Source organism: Hyphomicrobium sp., from assembly GCF_051860585.1.
Lineage (GTDB): Bacteria > Pseudomonadota > Alphaproteobacteria > Rhizobiales > Hyphomicrobiaceae > Hyphomicrobium_C.
Genome location: NZ_JBHYDS010000002.1, coordinates 172856 through 190059, shown reverse-complemented (window position 1 = coordinate 190059; position 17204 = coordinate 172856). Strand labels below are relative to the sequence as shown.

The 17204-nt window shown below is 65.3% G+C and carries 13 protein-coding genes and 1 pseudogene; 10 read left to right on the top strand and 4 right to left on the bottom strand.

Annotation, left to right across the window (positions count from 1 at the left end; translation table 11 throughout):
- Positions 1-605 precede the first annotated feature (605 nt).
- The 3 genes from ACTIFK_RS03740 to ACTIFK_RS03730 all read left to right on the top strand — a co-directional run bounded on the left by ACTIFK_RS03740 (position 606) and on the right by ACTIFK_RS03730 (position 3673).
- The gene (locus ACTIFK_RS03740) at positions 606-1649 is read left to right on the top strand and encodes a hypothetical protein (protein WP_439541708.1); all 1044 of its coding nucleotides are present in this window, start codon (positions 606-608) and stop codon (positions 1647-1649) included.
- 284 nt (positions 1650-1933) lie between these two features.
- Entirely contained in the window at positions 1934-2611 is a 678-nt protein-coding gene (locus ACTIFK_RS03735) for an OmpA family protein (protein WP_439541707.1), read from the top strand.
- A gap of 36 nt (positions 2612-2647) precedes the next feature.
- Complete coding sequence (locus tag ACTIFK_RS03730; RefSeq protein ID WP_439541706.1) at positions 2648-3673, top strand: caspase family protein; 1026 nt, start codon at positions 2648-2650, stop codon at positions 3671-3673.
- A 225-nt stretch (positions 3674-3898) separates the two neighbouring features.
- On the opposite strand, the gene ACTIFK_RS03725 is transcribed toward ACTIFK_RS03730, so the two are convergent.
- The 4 genes from ACTIFK_RS03725 to ACTIFK_RS03710 all read right to left on the bottom strand — a co-directional run bounded on the left by ACTIFK_RS03725 (position 3899) and on the right by ACTIFK_RS03710 (position 8285).
- Positions 3899-5395 carry a tetratricopeptide repeat protein gene (locus ACTIFK_RS03725; protein ID WP_439541705.1) on the bottom strand — a complete coding sequence of 499 codons (1497 nt, stop codon included), beginning with the start codon at positions 5393-5395 and terminating at the stop codon, positions 3899-3901.
- Positions 5396-5587: 192 nt separating this feature from the next.
- Positions 5588-6187, bottom strand: coding sequence for an NAD(P)H:quinone oxidoreductase (wrbA, locus tag ACTIFK_RS03720; RefSeq protein WP_439541704.1), 600 nt, complete (start codon positions 6185-6187; stop codon positions 5588-5590).
- A 79-nt stretch (positions 6188-6266) separates the two neighbouring features.
- Positions 6267-6968 (bottom strand): pirin family protein, encoded by a 702-nt coding sequence (locus ACTIFK_RS03715; protein WP_439541703.1) that lies wholly within the window; start codon positions 6966-6968, stop codon positions 6267-6269.
- A 225-nt stretch (positions 6969-7193) separates the two neighbouring features.
- A complete protein-coding gene (locus ACTIFK_RS03710; RefSeq protein ID WP_439541702.1) occupies positions 7194-8285 on the bottom strand; it encodes an alkene reductase in 1092 nt (363 codons plus the stop codon).
- Between the two features lie 265 nt (positions 8286-8550).
- On the opposite strand from ACTIFK_RS03710, the gene ACTIFK_RS03705 reads away from it, so the two are divergent.
- From ACTIFK_RS03705 to ACTIFK_RS03675, 7 genes and pseudogenes are all read left to right on the top strand, one after another.
- The gene (locus tag ACTIFK_RS03705; RefSeq protein WP_439541701.1) at positions 8551-9009 is read left to right on the top strand and encodes a (2Fe-2S)-binding protein; all 459 of its coding nucleotides are present in this window, start codon (positions 8551-8553) and stop codon (positions 9007-9009) included.
- Between the two features lie 13 nt (positions 9010-9022).
- Positions 9023-11236: a molybdopterin cofactor-binding domain-containing protein gene (locus ACTIFK_RS03700; RefSeq protein ID WP_439541700.1), complete on the top strand. Its 2214-nt coding sequence runs from the start codon at positions 9023-9025 to the stop codon at positions 11234-11236.
- 5 nt (positions 11237-11241) lie between these two features.
- Entirely contained in the window at positions 11242-12288 is a 1047-nt protein-coding gene (locus tag ACTIFK_RS03695; protein WP_439541699.1) for an XdhC family protein, read from the top strand.
- A 15-nt stretch (positions 12289-12303) separates the two neighbouring features.
- Positions 12304-12966 (top strand): nucleotidyltransferase family protein, encoded by a 663-nt coding sequence (locus ACTIFK_RS03690; RefSeq protein ID WP_439541698.1) that lies wholly within the window; start codon positions 12304-12306, stop codon positions 12964-12966.
- Positions 12963-13529: pseudogene (locus ACTIFK_RS03685) on the top strand (ABC transporter ATP-binding protein); the annotation flags it as partial. The gene ACTIFK_RS03690 and the pseudogene ACTIFK_RS03685, both read left to right, overlap by 4 nt.
- Before the next feature lie 146 nt (positions 13530-13675).
- Positions 13676-16138: an FtsX-like permease family protein gene (locus ACTIFK_RS03680; protein WP_439541697.1), complete on the top strand. Its 2463-nt coding sequence runs from the start codon at positions 13676-13678 to the stop codon at positions 16136-16138.
- On the top strand, positions 16128-17201 hold the full coding sequence (locus tag ACTIFK_RS03675; protein ID WP_439541696.1) for a lipocalin-like domain-containing protein: 1074 nt from the start codon (positions 16128-16130) through the stop codon (positions 17199-17201). The genes ACTIFK_RS03680 and ACTIFK_RS03675 overlap by 11 nt, the downstream gene beginning before the upstream one ends.
- The last annotated feature ends 3 nt before the right edge of the window (positions 17202-17204 follow it).

The window sequence follows — 17204 nt, the reverse complement described above, 5'->3', positions numbered from 1 at the left end:
AAGGTTGTAGCGCGATTCTGAACGGCCCCTCCTGCGTCCCCAACGGGCTATCCCAAGGATTGGCGCATACGAAGGCGGGCGGCCGGTGCGGGCCGCGGCTTGTCATTTAAGGCGACGGCAGGATGGATTAGACTGCGGGGCGCGCCAGGGGTTCATTTCACCCCCGCCCTCTTTGACGCCATTCGTCGGGAGGGGGGCGGCCCGAATAGACCGAATACGGCCGTTGGGCCCCTGGCCGCTTCCCCAATCGGCTTCGCTTGCTTTGTTTGGCTCGGTTGCGCCTATGCAACAATAGCGAATCAATCGACGTGGTCGCATCATCTGACGTCGAATTAATCTTTCGAAGATCGCCTCGGTAAGTCTACGTTCATCCGTGGACCGCTCGACAGAGCGTGTGGACGTCGGGGCGCGCGATGGGGCGGAGCAGGGGGCACGTCGATTTTTCAACGGTGTCGGCCGGTTGCAGTTTCGCAACAGTCTCATTTAAACGACTGTGGACACATCGTCAGTCGTCGCATTGCGACTTTCGAATGTCGGGAATCGCGCTAACTGAGTCGGAGGGGCTTTTCTCGGTCTGGCGCACATCGGTGCATGGGGACGGACATATGATACGGGGCATTTACACTAAGGCATTTGGCGGCGGCATCGCTGCGCTTGCATTCGTTGCGCTGGCGCCGGGGGCCGCGCAAGCGCAGCTCGGCCATTGTTTCGGCTACGAGGTCTCGCCCGGCATTTTTGTCGATTATCCGGAGTGCGGTGAGACAGCCAACGTTGCCACACAGTTGGGAAGCTCGCTGAGCGGGATCGGCGACGCGATGATCAACCAGCAGCTCAATGTCGGCGCCTTCGCCGCCTTCGCTGCGCCCACCGGCCGTTTGCGGCACACCAATCATGACGGGCTGACGATCAAGGGCGGCGGCGGAACAACGCCGGAGTTCGATACGGACGAAGCCTCGTTCTTCGGTAACGCCAGCTACGATCTCCCTGGCACATGGTTCGGCGGAAAGGTCCGCGTCAGCGGCCTGCTCGGCTACAACACGCTGACGCAGGACGACGAGGCCAAGACCTTCAAGAACGAGATCGACGCCTTCATCTACGGCGGCAGCTATCTCTGGTCCAAGGGCAACTACTACAGCATGTCGCTCCTCATCGGCCTCTCGGGCGATGCCGATGGCCGGAACGCAGGCGGATCCTACAACTACGACATCTCCGGCTACTACTCGAACAGCGTGATGGGTTACACCTGGGATATGGCGGGCGGCTGGAAGTTCGACACTCGCGTCAACCTTGGCTCCTACGACATCGAGGGCGATCGCTTCACCCTTCCCGGGACCGCCAACACCATCAAGGGACACGCCGAGGGCTGGAACGCCGGCATCAAGGGCACCGTGTTCACGATCATCGAGATGGACGGCGGCGTCGCCCGGCCCTACTTCGCGGCTGGCTACAAGAACGTGTTCGGCGAGGACATCGAAGTGCGCGGCGACTTCACGGCCGACTTCGAGCAGGATAACAACTACGGCCTCCTCGAAGCCGGCTACGATTACGTCCAAGGGCCTTGGACCTACGGAGCCGCCGTGTACACCGAGTTTTCGGGCGACCAGAACACGGTTGGCGGACGCCTCGGCGTATCGTTCAAACTGCAGTAGCTGGCGATCGCTGCGGACAGATCCAGACGGGTGCGCCATCGCGTGCCCGTCTTTTTTTTGCGCTCAGGGTCCTCCCCGCGGGGGACGGCGGGCCGGAAAAGTTTGTTGATTTTTGAAGGGTGTAACGCAGGGAACAGCCGGGGCTAAGGGCCTGTGGTGCCTTAGGGAACAAGCTGTGGCGGTGTTAACCGAAATCGCCGCGGTTAGGATTTGTCGAGCAGTATCAGCACTGGCAAGCGATTACGCTCTGGGATATGCTGATGACTGATTTATTGGAGGTTCCGATGTCGACACACGTTTTCTGGTCGCGAGCCTTGACTTGCGGCGCTGTGGCAGCCCTCTCCCTTTCGTTTGTGTCTTCCTCATCGACCGGCGCGGCAAGCGCCGAAGCGACGCCGTCGGTTCAGCAGATCATCGAAGCGCTGAAGCCGCGCAAGACGCGCGGTCTTTCGGTCAAGCCCAGCAAGGCGGACATCGAAAAGGCGCAGGTGATCGACGACCTCAAGACAAAGGCAGCCTCGCGCGGATTGTCGGTGCCTGAGCGCCAACAGCTTGCCGAAGCGGTGAGCGACAAGCCCTCGCTCGATTTCGTGATCTATTTCGACTTCGGCTCCGCCAACATTTCGAGCAAGTCGAAGGCCTCGCTCGATGCGTTGGGCACGGCGCTGAAGGACGACTCCCTCAAGGGCGCCTCGATCATGGTCGCGGGGCACACGGATGCGAAGGGACGCAACGAATACAATCTCTCGCTGTCCGAGAAGCGTGCGGACGCGGTCCGGAAATACCTCGCCGAAAAGTTCGATGTAGCTGAGAGCAACGTCATGGTTGTCGGTTACGGCGCCGAGCGGCTCAAGGACAAGCAGGCACCCTATGCCAGCGTCAATCGCCGGGTGCAGATCATCAATGTGACGGACAAGACGGCGTCCGTCAGCAAGACCCTGGGCACCGACCCGAACCAGTGAGCACAGCCCTGAGCGGCTTATCGAGAGGATAGTGTCATGCGGACTCGCACGATTTCGTATTCCATCCTGACGATTGCACTGGCTGCCTTGGCCGGCGGTGCCGCTCCGGCCGATGCGGCCGGGCGGCGTCTTGCGCTCGTGATCGGCAACTCGACGTATCAACATGTCTCCGAACTCACGAACCCGCAGAACGATGCGGCGGACGTGGCGGACAAGCTGCGCAAGCTCTCGTTCGACGTGATGCTCGGCCAGAACCTGACGCGCGACCAGATGCACGAGGCGTTCGAGAACTTTTCGGAGCAGCTTCAGCCGGGCGACGAGGGCCTGTTCTTCTACGCCGGTCACGGCATCTCGCTCAGCGGTGAAAACTTCCTGATCCCGATCGACATGCCGGCCGAGATCAAGGTCGATGACGAAGCCGCGAGCAAGGAGGCGCTGGACAGCAACCTCGTGAACATGTCGGCGGTGATCGAGCCGATGCAGAAGGCGAAGCTCGGCATGATCTTCCTCGACGCGTGCCGCAATACGCCGTCGAAGGAAGAACTCGGATTGCAGATCGTGGCGCAGGACGGCGCGACGCGGAAACTTCGCTCGCTGTCATTCCATCGCGGCATCTCAAAGGTCAACGTGACGTCGACGAGCGGCGCATCGGGTATTTTCCGCGCTTACGCGACGCAGCCCAACAACGTTTCGGACGACGGCGGCGGGCGCAACAGCCCGTTCACGAAGGCGCTGCTCAAACATCTGGGCACGCCGGGCCTCGACGTTCACCAGATGATGATCAAGGTTCGCCTCGACGTTCAGACGGAAACCTCCAACCGCCAGGTGCCGTGGGAAGAAAGCGCGCTGACGGATACGTACTACTTCACGCCGTCGGCTCCTGGCATGGCCGCTCCGTTGCTGCCCACGTACCGCAAGGAAGGCGCCGGGCCGAACACGGGCAAGCGTCAGAAGGGTGCAGCGCAGGCCACGCAGCGCCGCAACCAAGGCGGTGGTGGTCAACGTCAGCAGGCGCGCCGTGCTCCTCCGGGGCTCGGGATGGGCGTCGGCGCGGGTCTCTAGCCCTCGCGCGACTCTCTAGCGCTCGCGCGACGGGGCCATCGGCCAACTTGATGACGAGATTGAAGGGTGCGGACCGCGGGTTCGCACCCTTTTTGTTTGCGCAAGCGCTTGCAGCGCTTATGCGCCGGGCCGATCCGATGCGTCGAACAACGGCGCCGGCTGGAGGTCGTGCTACTGCGCACGGCGAGCCCATCAACCCGGGTCGGACACTCCGTGTTCGCCGGTTCAGTTCACGCCCAGGCGGCGCAGGCCCTCGGCGCTGGAGTCGGTCGAGCCGTCCAGGGCGAGCGCTTTGCGATAGTCGCTGATGGCGGCATTGCGGGAGCCGCGCGCCTCATGGATGTGTCCGCGTGTGTCGAACATGTACGCCTTGTTGGCGTCGAGCTCGATGGCGCGGTTCGCATCCTGCAGGGCCGTGGTGAGGTCGCCGGCCTTGTAGCGCGTCCAGGCGCGATTGTTGATGGCGTCCGCCATCGACGGGGCCAGCCTCAAGGCCTCGGTATAGTCGTTGATCGCGGACTGAAAGTTGCCCTTGTCGTAGTAGGCGACGCCGCGATGGTTGTAGGCGTCGGGGGTCGGGTTCAGCTTGATCGATTCATCGTAGTGCTCGATGGCCTGGTCCGGATCGCCCTTGTCGCGAAGGGCGCGGCCGAGCGCATAATGGATGGTGGCGTAGTCCTCATCGACCAGCCCGCCCGTTTCGAGGAGGTCGTTGCACGCCTTCTCGGCCTCGTCCGGCTTTTCGGTGTTCTGGCAGTCCTTCCACTGGCGGGTCAGGACGTAGCGTGAGGCGAGGGGATTGGGCGGCGTGCGCGCGCTCTTCGGTTCGGGCTGCGGCGCGGGTTCAGGCTGGGGCGCTGGTTCGGGCGTCTCGGTCTTGCGTGCCGGTTCCGGTTGTGGCTCCGGTGCGGGCTCAGTCTTCGCCGGAGGATTGGCCGTCGGCGGCGGCGAGACGGGCTCCGGCGTTATTTCCGCGGTCGGAGCCGGGCCGCTGTCGAGATCGAGCGGCTGCTCCTTCGCGAGGCCGATTTTTTCGAGCACCGAGTTAGGCAGGTATTCGTAGGCGTAGACGCCGGCCAGCACGAGCGCGGAGAGGGCGAGCACGATGCTGAGCCAATTCGACTGACCCTTCGGGCGTGGGGGCCGCGCGGACGCGGAGGGCGCGGGCGGATCCACCTTCGTCACGGCGACAGGCGTATCCGGGCCGTCGTCCAGGGCCAACGTGTAGGCATGGACGCGCTCGGGAATGTTCTTCAACGCCTGCGGCCCGGCATCGGCGAAGCGCAGGCCCATCTTGCCGGAGACCGCCTCGTGCACTGAACGCGAGACGCAGATGCCGCCGGGCGGGGCGATGGACTCGAGCCGCGCGGCGATGTTGACGCCGTCGCCGAGCAAGTCTCCGCCCTCGCGCTCGACGACATCGCCGATGGTGATGCCGATGCGGAAGTTCATGTGGCGGCTCGGCGCGTAGGCGAGATTGCGCGCCTTCAGGCTTTCCTGCACGTCGACGGCGCACCGCACCGCTTCGACGGCGCTCTGAAATTCGGCGAGGATGGCGTCGCCGGCGGTGTTAAAAATGCGGCCGGCGCCGCGCTCGACGAACTCCGCGAAGACGGTGCGGTAGCCCTCGAAGCGGCGGAGCGTTTCTTCTTCATCCTCGGCGATCAGCCGACTGTAGCCGGCGATATCCGCCGCGAGAATGACCGCGATTTTCCGTTTCAAGCGAAGCTCCTCGGTCTCTGGGCAGAGCGTCGCAAGCTTTCCATAGTCGGCCCGACACGCGCAAGCGTGCAAAGCGCTGGTATACAGGGATTTTATGCGGACGTGGCCGATTTCTCGCGGTTGCCCCGACGCATTTGCGGCCGGAACGAACTTGCGTCCCGGCCGCTGGCATCTGCGATTCCGTGCGCTGGATTATGCGGCGAGCTTGGCTGCGATCTGGGCCACGTGCCGGCCCTGGAAGCGAGCGCCGGCCAATTCGTTTTCGCTCGGCTGGCGCGAGCCGTCCGAGGCGGCAATGGTGCTGGCGCCGTACGGCGAGCCGCCGGTGATTTCCGACAGGATCGTCTGACCCTGGAACGAATAGGGCAAGCCGACGACGACCATGCCGTGGTGGAGCAGGACGGTGTGGGTCGAGAGGATCGTGCTCTCCTGGCCGCCATGCTGAGTGGCCGTGGACGTGAAGACCGAGCCGACCTTGCCGACCAGCTTGCCCTGGAACCAGAGGCCGCCGGTCTGGTCGAGGAAGTTTTTCATCTGCGCCGCCATGTTGCCGAAGCGTGTCGGCGTGCCGAAGACGATCGCGTCGTAGCCCGCCAGGTCGTCGACGGTGGCAATGGGCGCTGTCTGGTTGAGCTTGAAGCCGCTCTTTTCGGCCACGTCCGGCGGCACGATTTCCGGCACGCGCTTCACATCGGCCGAAGCGCCGGCTTCGCGCGCGCCTTCGGCGATCGCCTCGGCCATGCGTTCGATGTGGCCATAGCTCGAATAGTAGAGAACGAGAACTTTAGTCATGGGGTGTGCCTTCCGTTGGCGGGATTGTCGTGAGGAGGAGGACGCCGGAGCGGCGTTTGGAAGCCGCTCCGGCGGGTGTTTATGCTGCGAGATCGAACAGCAGGATCTCGGCGTTGTCGTTGGCGCCGATGCTGACGGCGGTCTCGTCGGTCAGCGCGGCCGCGTCGCCTGCGCCGATCACCGTGCCGTTGATGACGACCTCGCCGCGCGTGACTTGCACCCATGCCTTGCGGCGGGGGCGCAGGGTGTGCGTCACGGCATCGCCTTTGCCGAGGTTGGCGACGAACAGATCGAGATCCTGGTGGATCGTCACTGCGCCGTCGCGGCCGTCGCGCGCGCCGACCAACGTCAAGCGGCCTTGGCGCTCTTCGGGCGGAAACGATTTCTGCTCGTAGCTCGGGGCAAGTCCACGCTTGTCAGGCAGCACCCAGATCTGCAGGAAGTGGACGGGGTCGCTGCTCGACGCGTTGAACTCGCTGTGGGCGATGCCGGTGCCGGCGGTCATGCGCTGCACGTCTCCGGGGCGGATCACCGACCCGGTGCCGATGCTGTCCTTGTGGGCGAGCGCGCCCTCGAGCACGTAGGAGACGATCTCCATGTTGTCGTGCGGATGCGTGCCGAAGCCCTTGCCGCCCGACACGACATCCTCGTTGATGACGCGCAGCGTACCGAAGCCCATGTTCTCCGGGTCGTAGTAGTGACCGAACGAGAACGTGTGCTTGCTGTCGAGCCAGCCGAAGTTGCTGGCGCCGCGGTCGCTGCCTTTGCGAACCGTGATCATGGCTCTGCTCCTTTCGCTGGCGGCGCGAACTGCGCCGCCGTTTCGAGGAGGAAGATGCCATTGCTTCGTCTCGGAACCAATGGGCGCGGTAGATGCACACTGGTTCCGTATTGGATGCAATTGGGGAGCGTTTTCCGATCCGACGAGATCGGATCGGACGCTCTAGTTTCTTGTTTTGTCGCATTTTCTTACGACGAACCGGTATCCACTTCGTCGGAAAATGCTCTAGGCGGCTTTCGCGTCCAGAGTTGGATAGTCCGTGTAGCCTTCGGCTCCGCCGCCGTAGAACGTGGTCTGGATCGGCTCGTTCAGGGGGGCATTCTGCGTCAGGCGGGTGACGAGATCGGGATTGGCGATGAACGGGCGGCCGAACGCAATGAGGTCGGCGGCGCCGGAGTTGACGGCGTCGATGGCGGCCGCCCGGTCGTAGCCGTTGTTGGCGAGGTAGGCGCCGGCGAACAGCTTGCGCAGGGCCCGGATGTCGGATCCTGCGGGCAGGTCTCGCGTGCCGCCGGTCTGGCCTTCGACGAGATGGAGATAGCCGAGGCCGAATTCGCTCGCGCGGGCGATGGCGGCGCCGAAGGTCGCCATCGGGTTGCTGTCGTCGATGTCGGCAAAGTTCGAGAACGGACTGAAGCGCACGCCGACGCGGGTGGCGGGAAAGACGGTGATGAGCGCGGCCAAGACTTCAGACAGGAAGCGGACGCGGTTTTCGACGCTGCCGCCGTAGCAGTCGTGCCGCTTGTTCGAGCCGTCACGCAGGAACTGATCGACGAGATAGCCGTTGGCGGCGTGCAACTCGACGCCGTCGAAGCCGGCGATCCTGGCGTTCTCGGCGGCCTTGCGATAGTCCTCGACGACGCGGGCGACTTCTTCCGTTTCGAGGGCGCGGGGCGCGGAGGCGTCGACGAAGCCCTTGGTCGTGAAGACTTGCGTCCGGGCCGTGATGGCCGAGGGCGCTACGGGCGGCTGCTCCCACTTCTGGAGAGACGCATGGGACACGCGCCCGACGTGCCAGAGCTGGGCAAAGATGTGGCCACCCTTGGCGTGCACCGCGTCCGTGACGGCGCGCCAGCCGAGGACCTGTTCGTCGGCGTGCAGACCTGGCGTGGCGAGGTATCCCTGACCTTCCGGTGAGATCTGCGTCCCTTCCGAAATGATGAGCCCCGCCGTCGCGCGCTGGGCGTAGTACTGGACGTTGAGGTCGTGCGGAACATTGCCTTCGGCGGCGCGATTTCGCGTAAGGGGCGCCATGACAATACGGTTCGGCAGCGTCATGGTGCCGATCGTGAGCGGCGTGAAAAGCTTGTCGGTCATTCGGGAGATCTCCTGCGAGGGCCTCGCGCACATATGTAACTCGCGGCGGGAATTGAAAGTGCTGCGCCCGGATTTCTAGGCAAACGCCCCGTAAAGACGCGGGAAAGAGAAGTGATTTCCGGCCCCTGGAAAAATTGCCACGCCGGTCGCATATGCCCAGTTCGTGCGCCGGACGCGCTCGCTCGGGTGGGCATGCTTGCGGTCTGCTGGCTTGGGGGCAGTCGTGTCCATGAAGAAGTGCCCGTGAATACAAAGGGATCTCCACATGACGACGTTTCAAATCAACGGCCGCGAGGTGTCGGTGACGGCCGAGGACGATACCCCTTTGCTTTGGGTGGTCCGTGACGAGTTGGGGCTGATCGGGTCGAAGTTCGGCTGCGGCGTTGCGCAGTGTGGCGCCTGCACCATGCACCTCGACGGGCAGCCGGTTCGCGCCTGTGTGACGCCGGTGTCCGACGTCGCCGGGCGTGAGGTGACGACGATCGAGGGGCTCGGCGGCGATGTCGCGTCAGCCGTGCGGGAGGCCTGGGTCAAGCTCGACGTCGTGCAGTGCGGGTATTGCCAGTCCGGACAGATCATGAGCGCGGTCGCGCTGCTCAGCGAGATTTCGGCTCCGTCCGAGACGGACATCGACAACGCAATGAACGGCAACATCTGCCGGTGCAATACGTATCAGAGAATTCGCACGGCCATTCATGACGCCGCAACGACATTGAAGGGCTGAGGAGGGACGCGCGATGCTAGGACCAATCGATCTCAATGAATTGCCCGCTTTTGCCGGAGCGCGCCGCGAGGCGTTGCCGCTCGACCGCCGTTTGTTCGTGCGCCTCGCGCTCGGGACGGGCGCAGGGCTCGTCATCGGCGGGTTGATCAAGACCGCACCGGCTGCTGCGGAAACGGCCGCTGCGTCGAAGACAGCGGACGGCATTTTCACGCCCTTCGTGCAGATCTCGCCCGATAACGTCGTGACGGTGCTGATCAAGCATCAGGACAAGGGGCAGGGCGTCGCGACCGGTCTCTCGACGCTCGTGGCCGATGAACTCGATGCGGACTGGGCGCAGATCGTTCCGGAATTCGCGCCGGCCAATGTCGCGCTCTACAAGAATTTTGCGTTCGGCGTGCAGGGCACCGGTGGATCGACGGCCATTGCGAACTCCTTCGAGCAGTACCGGAAGGCAGGCGCGGCGGCGCGCGCGATGATCGTGCAGGCGGCGGCGAAGCGCTGGGGCGTCGCGGCGGAGAGCGTCAAAATCGCGAAGGGCGTCGTGACGTCGGGTTCCAACTCGGCGACGCTCGGAGAGCTGGCGAAGGACGCGGCGACTTTTCCCGTGCCGGCCGATCCCACGCTCAAGACCCCGGATCAATTCACCTACATTGGCAAGTCGTTCCCGCGCCTCGACTCGAAGGCGAAGACAACGGGCGCGCGCATCTACACGCAGGATGTGCAGATGCCGGGCATGCTCGTCGCCACGCTGGCGCGGCCGGCGCGCTTCGGCGGCGTGGTGAAGTCGGTGGACGACAAGGCGGCACGCGCGGTCAAGGGCGTCGTCGATGTCGTGACGACCTCGCGCGGCGTGGCCGTGCTCGCGACTTCGACCTATCCCGCGATCCGCGCCCGCGAGCTGCTCAACATCACCTGGGACGACAGCAAGGCCGACATGCGCGGCACGGATGCGCTGATCGCCGAGTATCAAAAGCTTGCGGAGACGCCGGGTGTCGTCGCCAAGAAAGGTGACGCGGACGCGGCGCTCGCCAAGGCCGACCGGGTGGTCGAGGCGTCGTACGTGTTTCCCTATCTCGCGCACGCGCCGATGGAGCCGATGAATTGCGTGGCGCAGTTCAAGGATGGCCGGGCCACGCTGTGGACGGGCTCTCAGCTTCAGACCGTCGACCAGGCGGTGACGGCGGCGATCTTCGGCATCAAACCCGAGGACGTGACGATCAACACGCTCTGGGCGGGCGGCTCGTTCGGCCGTCGCGGCGTCTACGATTCCGACTACATCGCGGAAACGGCCGAAATCGTGAAGGTGACCGGGCGCAGCGAGCCGATCAAGCTGGTCTGGACGCGCGAGGACGACATCAAGGGCGGGTACTACCGGCCCATCTACGTGCACAAGGTGCGTGTCGGGCTCGACAAGGACGGCGCGATCGTCGGCTGGCATCACCGCATCGTCGGGCAGTCGATTGCGACGGGCACGCCGTTCGAAAGCGCGATCGTGAAGGATGGGATCGATGGAACGTCCGTCGAAGGCGTTTCGGATACGCCCTACGACGTGCCCAACATGCATGTCGAGCTGCACAGCACCACGGCCGGTCCGCGTCCGTTGTGGTGGCGGTCCGTCGGTCATACGCACACGGCCTATGTGATGGAGACGATGATCGATGAGATCGCGGTTGCGGCAGGCAAGGATCCGGTGGAATTCCGGCTGTCGCTTCTGACCAAGCATCCGCGCCACACCGGCGTGTTGAAGCTCGCCGCGGAGAAGGCGGGCTGGGGCACCCCGGCGCCCGAAGGCGTGTTCCGCGGCGTGGCCGTGCACGAGAGCTTCAAGAGCTTTGTCGCCGAAGTGGCCGAGGTTCGCCTCGTCGATGGCAAGCCCAAGGTCGAGCGCGTGGTGGCGGCGGTCGATTGCGGCCTCGCCGTCAATCCTGATAACATCAAGGCGCAGGTGGAAGGCGGCGTGGGATTCGGTCTGGGTGCCGTCCTCCACAGCAAGGTGACCATGAAGGACGGCGTCGTCGAGCAGGGCAACTTCGACAGTTACGAAGTGCTCCGCATCAACGAGATGCCGCATGTGGAGGTCCATATCGTGCCGTCCACTGAAGCGCCGACGGGGATTGGCGAGCCGGGCGTTCCCCCGGTCGGGCCTGCGGTCGCCAACGCAATCGCCGCGGGGACAGGTCAGCGCGTGCGCGTGCTGCCGTTCGATGTCGGATTGAAACTGGGGTAGATGACATGCCGGATGCCGGCCTATTGCATGCCGATGGCCAAGCTGGCGAAGCGCTCTCCGACCGCGATGCGGCCGACCGCGATGCGGTCACCGTTGCGCGCCGCTGGCTCGATCAGTACGGCACGGTCGCAATCGCGACCGTGATCAAGACGTCGGGATCGTTTCCCGTGCCTGTCGGCGGCCAACTCGTCATCGGGCCGGAGGACCGCTTCGAGGGATCGGTTTCCGGCGGGTGCGTCGAGGCCGCCGTGATCACCGAGGCCGCGAGCGTCGTGGCGGGCCAGCCGAAGGTGCTGGCGTACGGCGTCTCGGATGAGACGGCCTGGCATGTCGGACTGCCCTGCGGCGGCAAGATCGAGGTGCTCGTCGAACGGCTCTCGGGCGCGGATGACGCGCGCTATCTCGATACGGTTCTTGCCGCGCGGGCGTCGCGGGCGCTGCTGGTGGTTGAGACCGATCTTGAAAGCGGCCGGCGTGTGATTCACGGCGATGCCGCCACATTCGGCGCGGATGTTGCGGCCAATCTCGCGTCCGGTGAATGCCTACTCGATGAAACGCCGGGAGCGCGCCGTTTCCTCAACGCGCTGGCACCGCCGGTTCGCGTCATCCTTGTCGGTGCCGGCCATATCGCGCAGGTGCTTGCCGATCTCGCCACCCGGCTCGGATTCCAGGTCACGGTCGTCGACCCGCGGACGGCGTTTTCGACCGCCGAGCGGTTCGCGGGCGTGCCGCTCAGTCACGACTGGCCTGAGCTTGCGCTTCCTGCGCTCGGCCTCGACGTCCGCACTGCGGTGGTGACGCTCGCGCACGAAGCGCGGCTCGACGACGAGACGCTACTGCTGGCGCTTCGTTCGCCTTGCTTCTATGTCGGTGCGCTCGGTTCACGCCGCACGCACGAGAAGCGTGTCGCGCGTCTCAGTGCGGCCGGGATGTCTGACGACGAGATCGCCCGCGTCGATGCGCCGGTCGGTCTTCGCATCGGCGCCAAGGGACCGGGTGAGATCGCGGTTTCCATTCTCGCGGCGTTGATCAAGGCCCGGCACGGAGCCTGACATGGCAAGTGCACTATGACTTCGACCGACGCGCCGCGCGCCAGGCTCGCCGCCGTGCTGCTTGCCGGAGGGGCGTCGCGCCGCTTCGGGCCTGACAACAAGCTGCTGGCCGGAATCGGTGGCATGCCTCTCGTGCGCCGCGTGGCGCTGCACATTTTGGACGCGGGCATCGACGACGTGATTGTCGTCACGGGTGCGGAGCATGACGCTTATGTGCAGGCTCTCGACCGCTTGCCCGTTCGGTTTGTGGCGAACCCGGTTTGGGACGAGGGGATGGGCGGATCGATCGCGGCCGGCGTGCGGCTCGTGCGAGACAACGCCGACGGCGTCTTCATCGTGCCCGGCGATCTTCCCAACCTGACGGATGCCCTGTTCCGCTGCCTTGCGCATGAATTCGAAGCGCATGGTGGCCACAAGATTGTCGTGCCGGTCACGAGCGACGGCGCGCAGCGGAATCCGGTGCTGTGGCCGCGATCCGCATTTGCGGCGCTGGCCGGGCTCAACGGTGCGCGAGGCGGGAAGTCTCTGCTGGACACACTGGGTGGAGAGCGGCTTGATGTGGTCTTCGACGATGCGACGCTGTTCGCGGATATCGACACGCAGGCCGATTTCGACCGCTTCACCGCCGGGGCCTCGTTCACCGCCGGGACCTCGCCCATCTCCGGGACGTCAAAGTGACCCTTCTCGATGTGCCGCAGCAAACGGATCGTGCGCCGCCCGCCGCGTCTCCGCTGCTTCGGGTGTCGGGGGTCCATAAATCCTATCCTTCGCCGCAGGGGCCGGTGCCCGTGTTGCGCGGCGTCGATCTCACGCTCGCGCGCGGAGAGAGCCTGGCACTACTCGGCGAGTCCGGCAGCGGCAAGAGTACCCTCCTTCACCTTGTCGGCGGTCTCGACGACGCGGATGCCGGAGAGATCGTGCTCGATGGCGTGCGCGTCACGGGGCAGGGCGACGCGGACCGTTCGGTGCTCCGGCGCGAGCGGGTCGGGATCGTGTTCCAGCAGTTCAATCTCGTGCCGAGCCTGACGGTGGCGGGAAATCTCGCCTTCCAGGCGCGCATCGCGGGGCGGTTCGATGCGGCGTGGCAGAGCGAGCTTGTGGCGCGGCTGGGTCTCGAAGGCTTGGAGCAGCGTTATCCCGAGCAGCTTTCGGGTGGGCAGCAGCAGCGTGTCGCGATCGGGCGCGCGCTCGCCGTCAAGCCGCAACTTCTCCTCGCCGACGAGCCGACCGGAAATCTCGACGAGGCGACCGGCGACGACGTGCTGGGGCTGGCGCTCGATCTCATCGCGGCGACGGGCTGCGGATTTCTGATGGTGACGCACTCCACGCGCCTGGCGCGACGCCTCGACCGGCAGGTGACGCTTGCCAAGGGCGTATTGGTGATGCCATGAGCGAAGCGCTCTGGACGTTCGCGACGCTGCTGAGCCATTGGCGTCGCCATCCGATGAACCTCGCTACCCTCGTGATCGGGCTCGCCATCGCGACGGCGCTCTGGAGCGGCGTGGCGGCGCTCAACGCGCAGGCGCGCACCAGCTACGACAAGGCTGCCGCCGTCTTCGGCGACGCGGGAGCGGCGAGCCTCGTCGCGTCGCGGAGTTCCTTCATTCCGCAACAGAGCTACGTGGCGCTGCGCCGCGCGGGCTGGCCTGTGTCGCCGGTGCTCGAAGGCACGGTGCGTATTCGCGGCGTTTCGTATCGGCTGATCGGCATCGAGCCGCTGACGAGCCCGAAGGGATCTGCAGTTGGCGGCCTCGCGACGACTGTCGATCTTGAGGGCTTTTTGAGAGCACCGGGCCGCACGCTCGTCGCGCCCGAGACGCTGGTCGAACTCGACGTCGCGGCGGGTGCGCAGCCGGGAACGGAGACGGGACGGAACTTGCCGCCATTGGCCGTCTCGGATGCGGTCGCGCCCGGATTGCTCGTGGTGGATATCGGACAGGCGCAGGCCGTGCTTGGGCGGCCGGGGCAGTTGTCGCGGCTCACTCTGCGCGGAGGGGATGTCGAGACGCGCGCGTTGCCGCCCACCTTGCGGGAGACACTCAGGATCGAAAAGGCCGAGGAGGCCGGCGACCTCGCGCGGCTGACCGACAGCTTCCATCTCAACCTGACGGCGTTCGGTTTTCTTGCGTTCATCGTGGGGCTTTTCATCGTGCACGCGTCGATCGGGCTGGCGTTCGAGCAGCGGCTCGCCACAGTGCGGACGCTGCGGGCGGTCGGCGTCTCGCTCAAGACACTCATCGCCGCGCATGTCGGCGAGGCTGTCCTGTTCGCATTGGTGACCGGCGCGCTCGGCGTCGCGGGCGGTTATTTGATCGCGGCCGCGCTGCTGCCGGATGTTGCTGCAAGCCTGCAAGGTCTTTACGGCGCGCATGTCGGCGGGCAGCTCGCACTCGATGCGCGCTGGTGGTTGTCCGGGATCGGGATGGCGTTGGCCGGGGCGTTGGTCGCGTATGCCGCGGGGTTGTTCAGGATTGCGCGCATGCCCGTGCTGGCGATTGCGAAGCCTTTGGCGTGGCGCGAAACCCATCGGCTCCAGCTCAAGCGGCAAGGCGCGGCGGGTGTGCTCGCGCTGGCGATCGCGGGTGCGGCCTATCTTGGCGGGACCGGTTTGGAAGCGGGGTTCACCGTGATCGCGGGCATTTTGCTTGGGTCCGCGCTCTTGTTGCCGCTCGTGCTCTCCGGCGTACTGAGGTTGGGGGAGCGGCAGGCGTCCGGCGCGCTGGCGCAGTGGTTCTGGGCGGATACGCGCCAGCAGCTGTCGGGGCTTTCGCTGGCGCTGATGGCGTTGCTGCTCGCGCTTGCGGCCAATGTGGGTGTCGGCACGATGGTCGAAGGATTCCGCAAGACGTTCACGGCGTGGTTGGACGAGCGGCTGAACTCGGAAGTCTATTTCGATGCGGCGGGCGTTTCGGAAGCGCGTGAGATCGAAGCGTGGCTAGGACGGCGGCCTGATGTCACCGCCGTTCTGCCGGTGTGGAAAGCAGAGACGCGGATTGCGGGCTGGCCGGTGGACGTGTTCGGCACGCGCGATCACGCCACCTATCGCGATCATTTCACTCTGCTCGCGCAGTCGCCCGGCGCCTGGGATGCGGTGCGCGACGGAAAAGGCGCGCTTGTCAGCGAACAGTTGGCGCGGCGGACGCGGCTCGGTCTCGGCGATGCGATCGAACTTCCGACGGCGCGCGATAGCTGGCGCGTTCCCATCGTCGGGCTGTACCCGGACTACGGCAATCCGAAGGGACAGGTGCGCGTCAATGTCGATGCGCTTGTCGCACATTGGCCGGATGCGAGGCGGACGAGCTACAGCCTGCGCGTCGCGCCCGGGGGATCGAACGCCCTGATCCGCGACATGCAGACTGCGTTCGGCGCCAAGCTTTCGCGGGTGGTGGATCAAGCGGCGCTCAAGGCGATGTCGAAGCAAATCTTCGAACGCACGTTCGCCGTGACCGGCGCGCTCAATACGCTGACGCTGCTTGTCTCGGGCGTGGCGCTGTTCGCGAGCCTGCTGACGCTCAGCGGCGTGCGGCTGGCGCAGGTCGCGCCAGTGTGGGCGCTGGGTGTGACGCGGCGGCGGCTCGGGGATCTTGAAGTCGGCAAGTTGCTGCTGCTTGCGGCGGTGACAGCCGTGCTCGCGATCCCGCTGGGGCTCGTGCTCGCGTGGTGTCTCGTGGCCATCGTCAACGTGCAGGCGTTCGGCTGGCGGCTGCCGTTCCACGTTTTTCCGTCGCAGTGGGCGCTGATTTTCACGATGGCGCTACTCACGGCCTTCGTCGCGGCGATCATTCCGGTCGTGCGGCTGGGGCGCACCGCGCCGCAGGATCTGCTCAAGGTGTTCGCCAATGAGCGTTAGACGGGGCATCGCTGCGGCCGTGCTGCTCCTCGTCGTGTGGGGCGGCGAGCGCGTGGCGGCCGGAGGATTTGCAGGGCTTGGCGATGACGCGGCCGGATTTGCGGCCGTCGTGCCGGGGCGTGTTATGGCGTTTCCGGCCGATTTCGGTGCGCATCCGGATTATCGCATCGAGTGGTGGTATGTGACCGCCAACCTCAAAGACAAGGATGGCGCCGCCTACGGCGTGCAATGGACGCTCTTCCGGCAAGCGCTCGAGCCAGGGCCGCAGCGCAACGGCTGGGCGAACCAGCAGGTCTGGATGGGGCACGCGGCAGTGACGAGCGCGGCTGCGCATCGCTTCTCGGAAACGCTGGCGCGCGGCGGCGTCGGACAGGCGGGTGTTACTGCCCAACCGTTCCAGGCCTGGATCGACGACTGGTCGTTCGAGAGCGTCGACAAAGCGGATACGGCGATGCGGGTAGCGAAGCTGTCGGCGAGGGGGAAAGATTTCTCCTATGCTTTGACGCTCAAGACCGATCGCGCGCCGGTGCTGCAAGGCGAGCGCGGCTACAGCCGCAAGTCGGATCGCGGACAGGCCTCCTACTATTTCAGCCAACCCTATTTCGACGTCGCGGGCATGCTGACGCTCGATGGGCGCGATGTCGCCGTTACGGGGACGGCGTGGATGGATCGCGAGTGGAGCAGCCAGCCGCTCGCGGCCGAACAGAAAGGCTGGGACTGGCTGTCGCTACATCTGCCGGGCGGGGAGAAACTGATGCTGTTCCAGCTCCGCGGCGCGGCGGGTGATTTCTACCGATCCGGAAACTGGATTGGACGCGACGGCGCCGTGCTGCCGCTCGCAAGCGGCGATATCGTGCTGACGCCGGGCGAGACGCGCCGCGTCGCGGGCCGGACGGTTCCTATTGCGTGGGAGGTCGAGGTGAAGAGCCGGGGGCTCAAGATCAAGACGGTGCCGCTCAATGCCGATGCCTGGATGGGCACGACGTTTCCCTATTGGGAAGGGCCGATCCGTTTTGCCGGGTCGCACGCGGGAGAAGGGTATCTGGAGATGACCGGGTATTAGAAA

Coding starts and splice junctions, on each gene's coding strand:
- ACTIFK_RS03740 (WP_439541708.1), top strand. CDS start 606: ATGATACGGGGCATTTACACTAAGGCATTTGGCGGCGGCATCGCTGCG.
- ACTIFK_RS03735 (WP_439541707.1), top strand. CDS start 1,934: ATGTCGACACACGTTTTCTGGTCGCGAGCCTTGACTTGCGGCGCTGTG.
- ACTIFK_RS03730 (WP_439541706.1), top strand. CDS start 2,648: ATGCGGACTCGCACGATTTCGTATTCCATCCTGACGATTGCACTGGCT.
- wrbA (WP_439541704.1), bottom strand. CDS start 6,187: ATGACTAAAGTTCTCGTTCTCTACTATTCGAGCTATGGCCACATCGAA.
- ACTIFK_RS03715 (WP_439541703.1), bottom strand. CDS start 6,968: ATGATCACGGTTCGCAAAGGCAGCGACCGCGGCGCCAGCAACTTCGGC.
- ACTIFK_RS03710 (WP_439541702.1), bottom strand. CDS start 8,285: ATGACCGACAAGCTTTTCACGCCGCTCACGATCGGCACCATGACGCTG.
- ACTIFK_RS03705 (WP_439541701.1), top strand. CDS start 8,551: ATGACGACGTTTCAAATCAACGGCCGCGAGGTGTCGGTGACGGCCGAG.
- ACTIFK_RS03700 (WP_439541700.1), top strand. CDS start 9,023: ATGCTAGGACCAATCGATCTCAATGAATTGCCCGCTTTTGCCGGAGCG.
- ACTIFK_RS03695 (WP_439541699.1), top strand. CDS start 11,242: ATGCCGGATGCCGGCCTATTGCATGCCGATGGCCAAGCTGGCGAAGCG.
- ACTIFK_RS03690 (WP_439541698.1), top strand. CDS start 12,304: ATGACTTCGACCGACGCGCCGCGCGCCAGGCTCGCCGCCGTGCTGCTT.
- ACTIFK_RS03680 (WP_439541697.1), top strand. CDS start 13,676: ATGAGCGAAGCGCTCTGGACGTTCGCGACGCTGCTGAGCCATTGGCGT.
- ACTIFK_RS03675 (WP_439541696.1), top strand. CDS start 16,128: ATGAGCGTTAGACGGGGCATCGCTGCGGCCGTGCTGCTCCTCGTCGTG.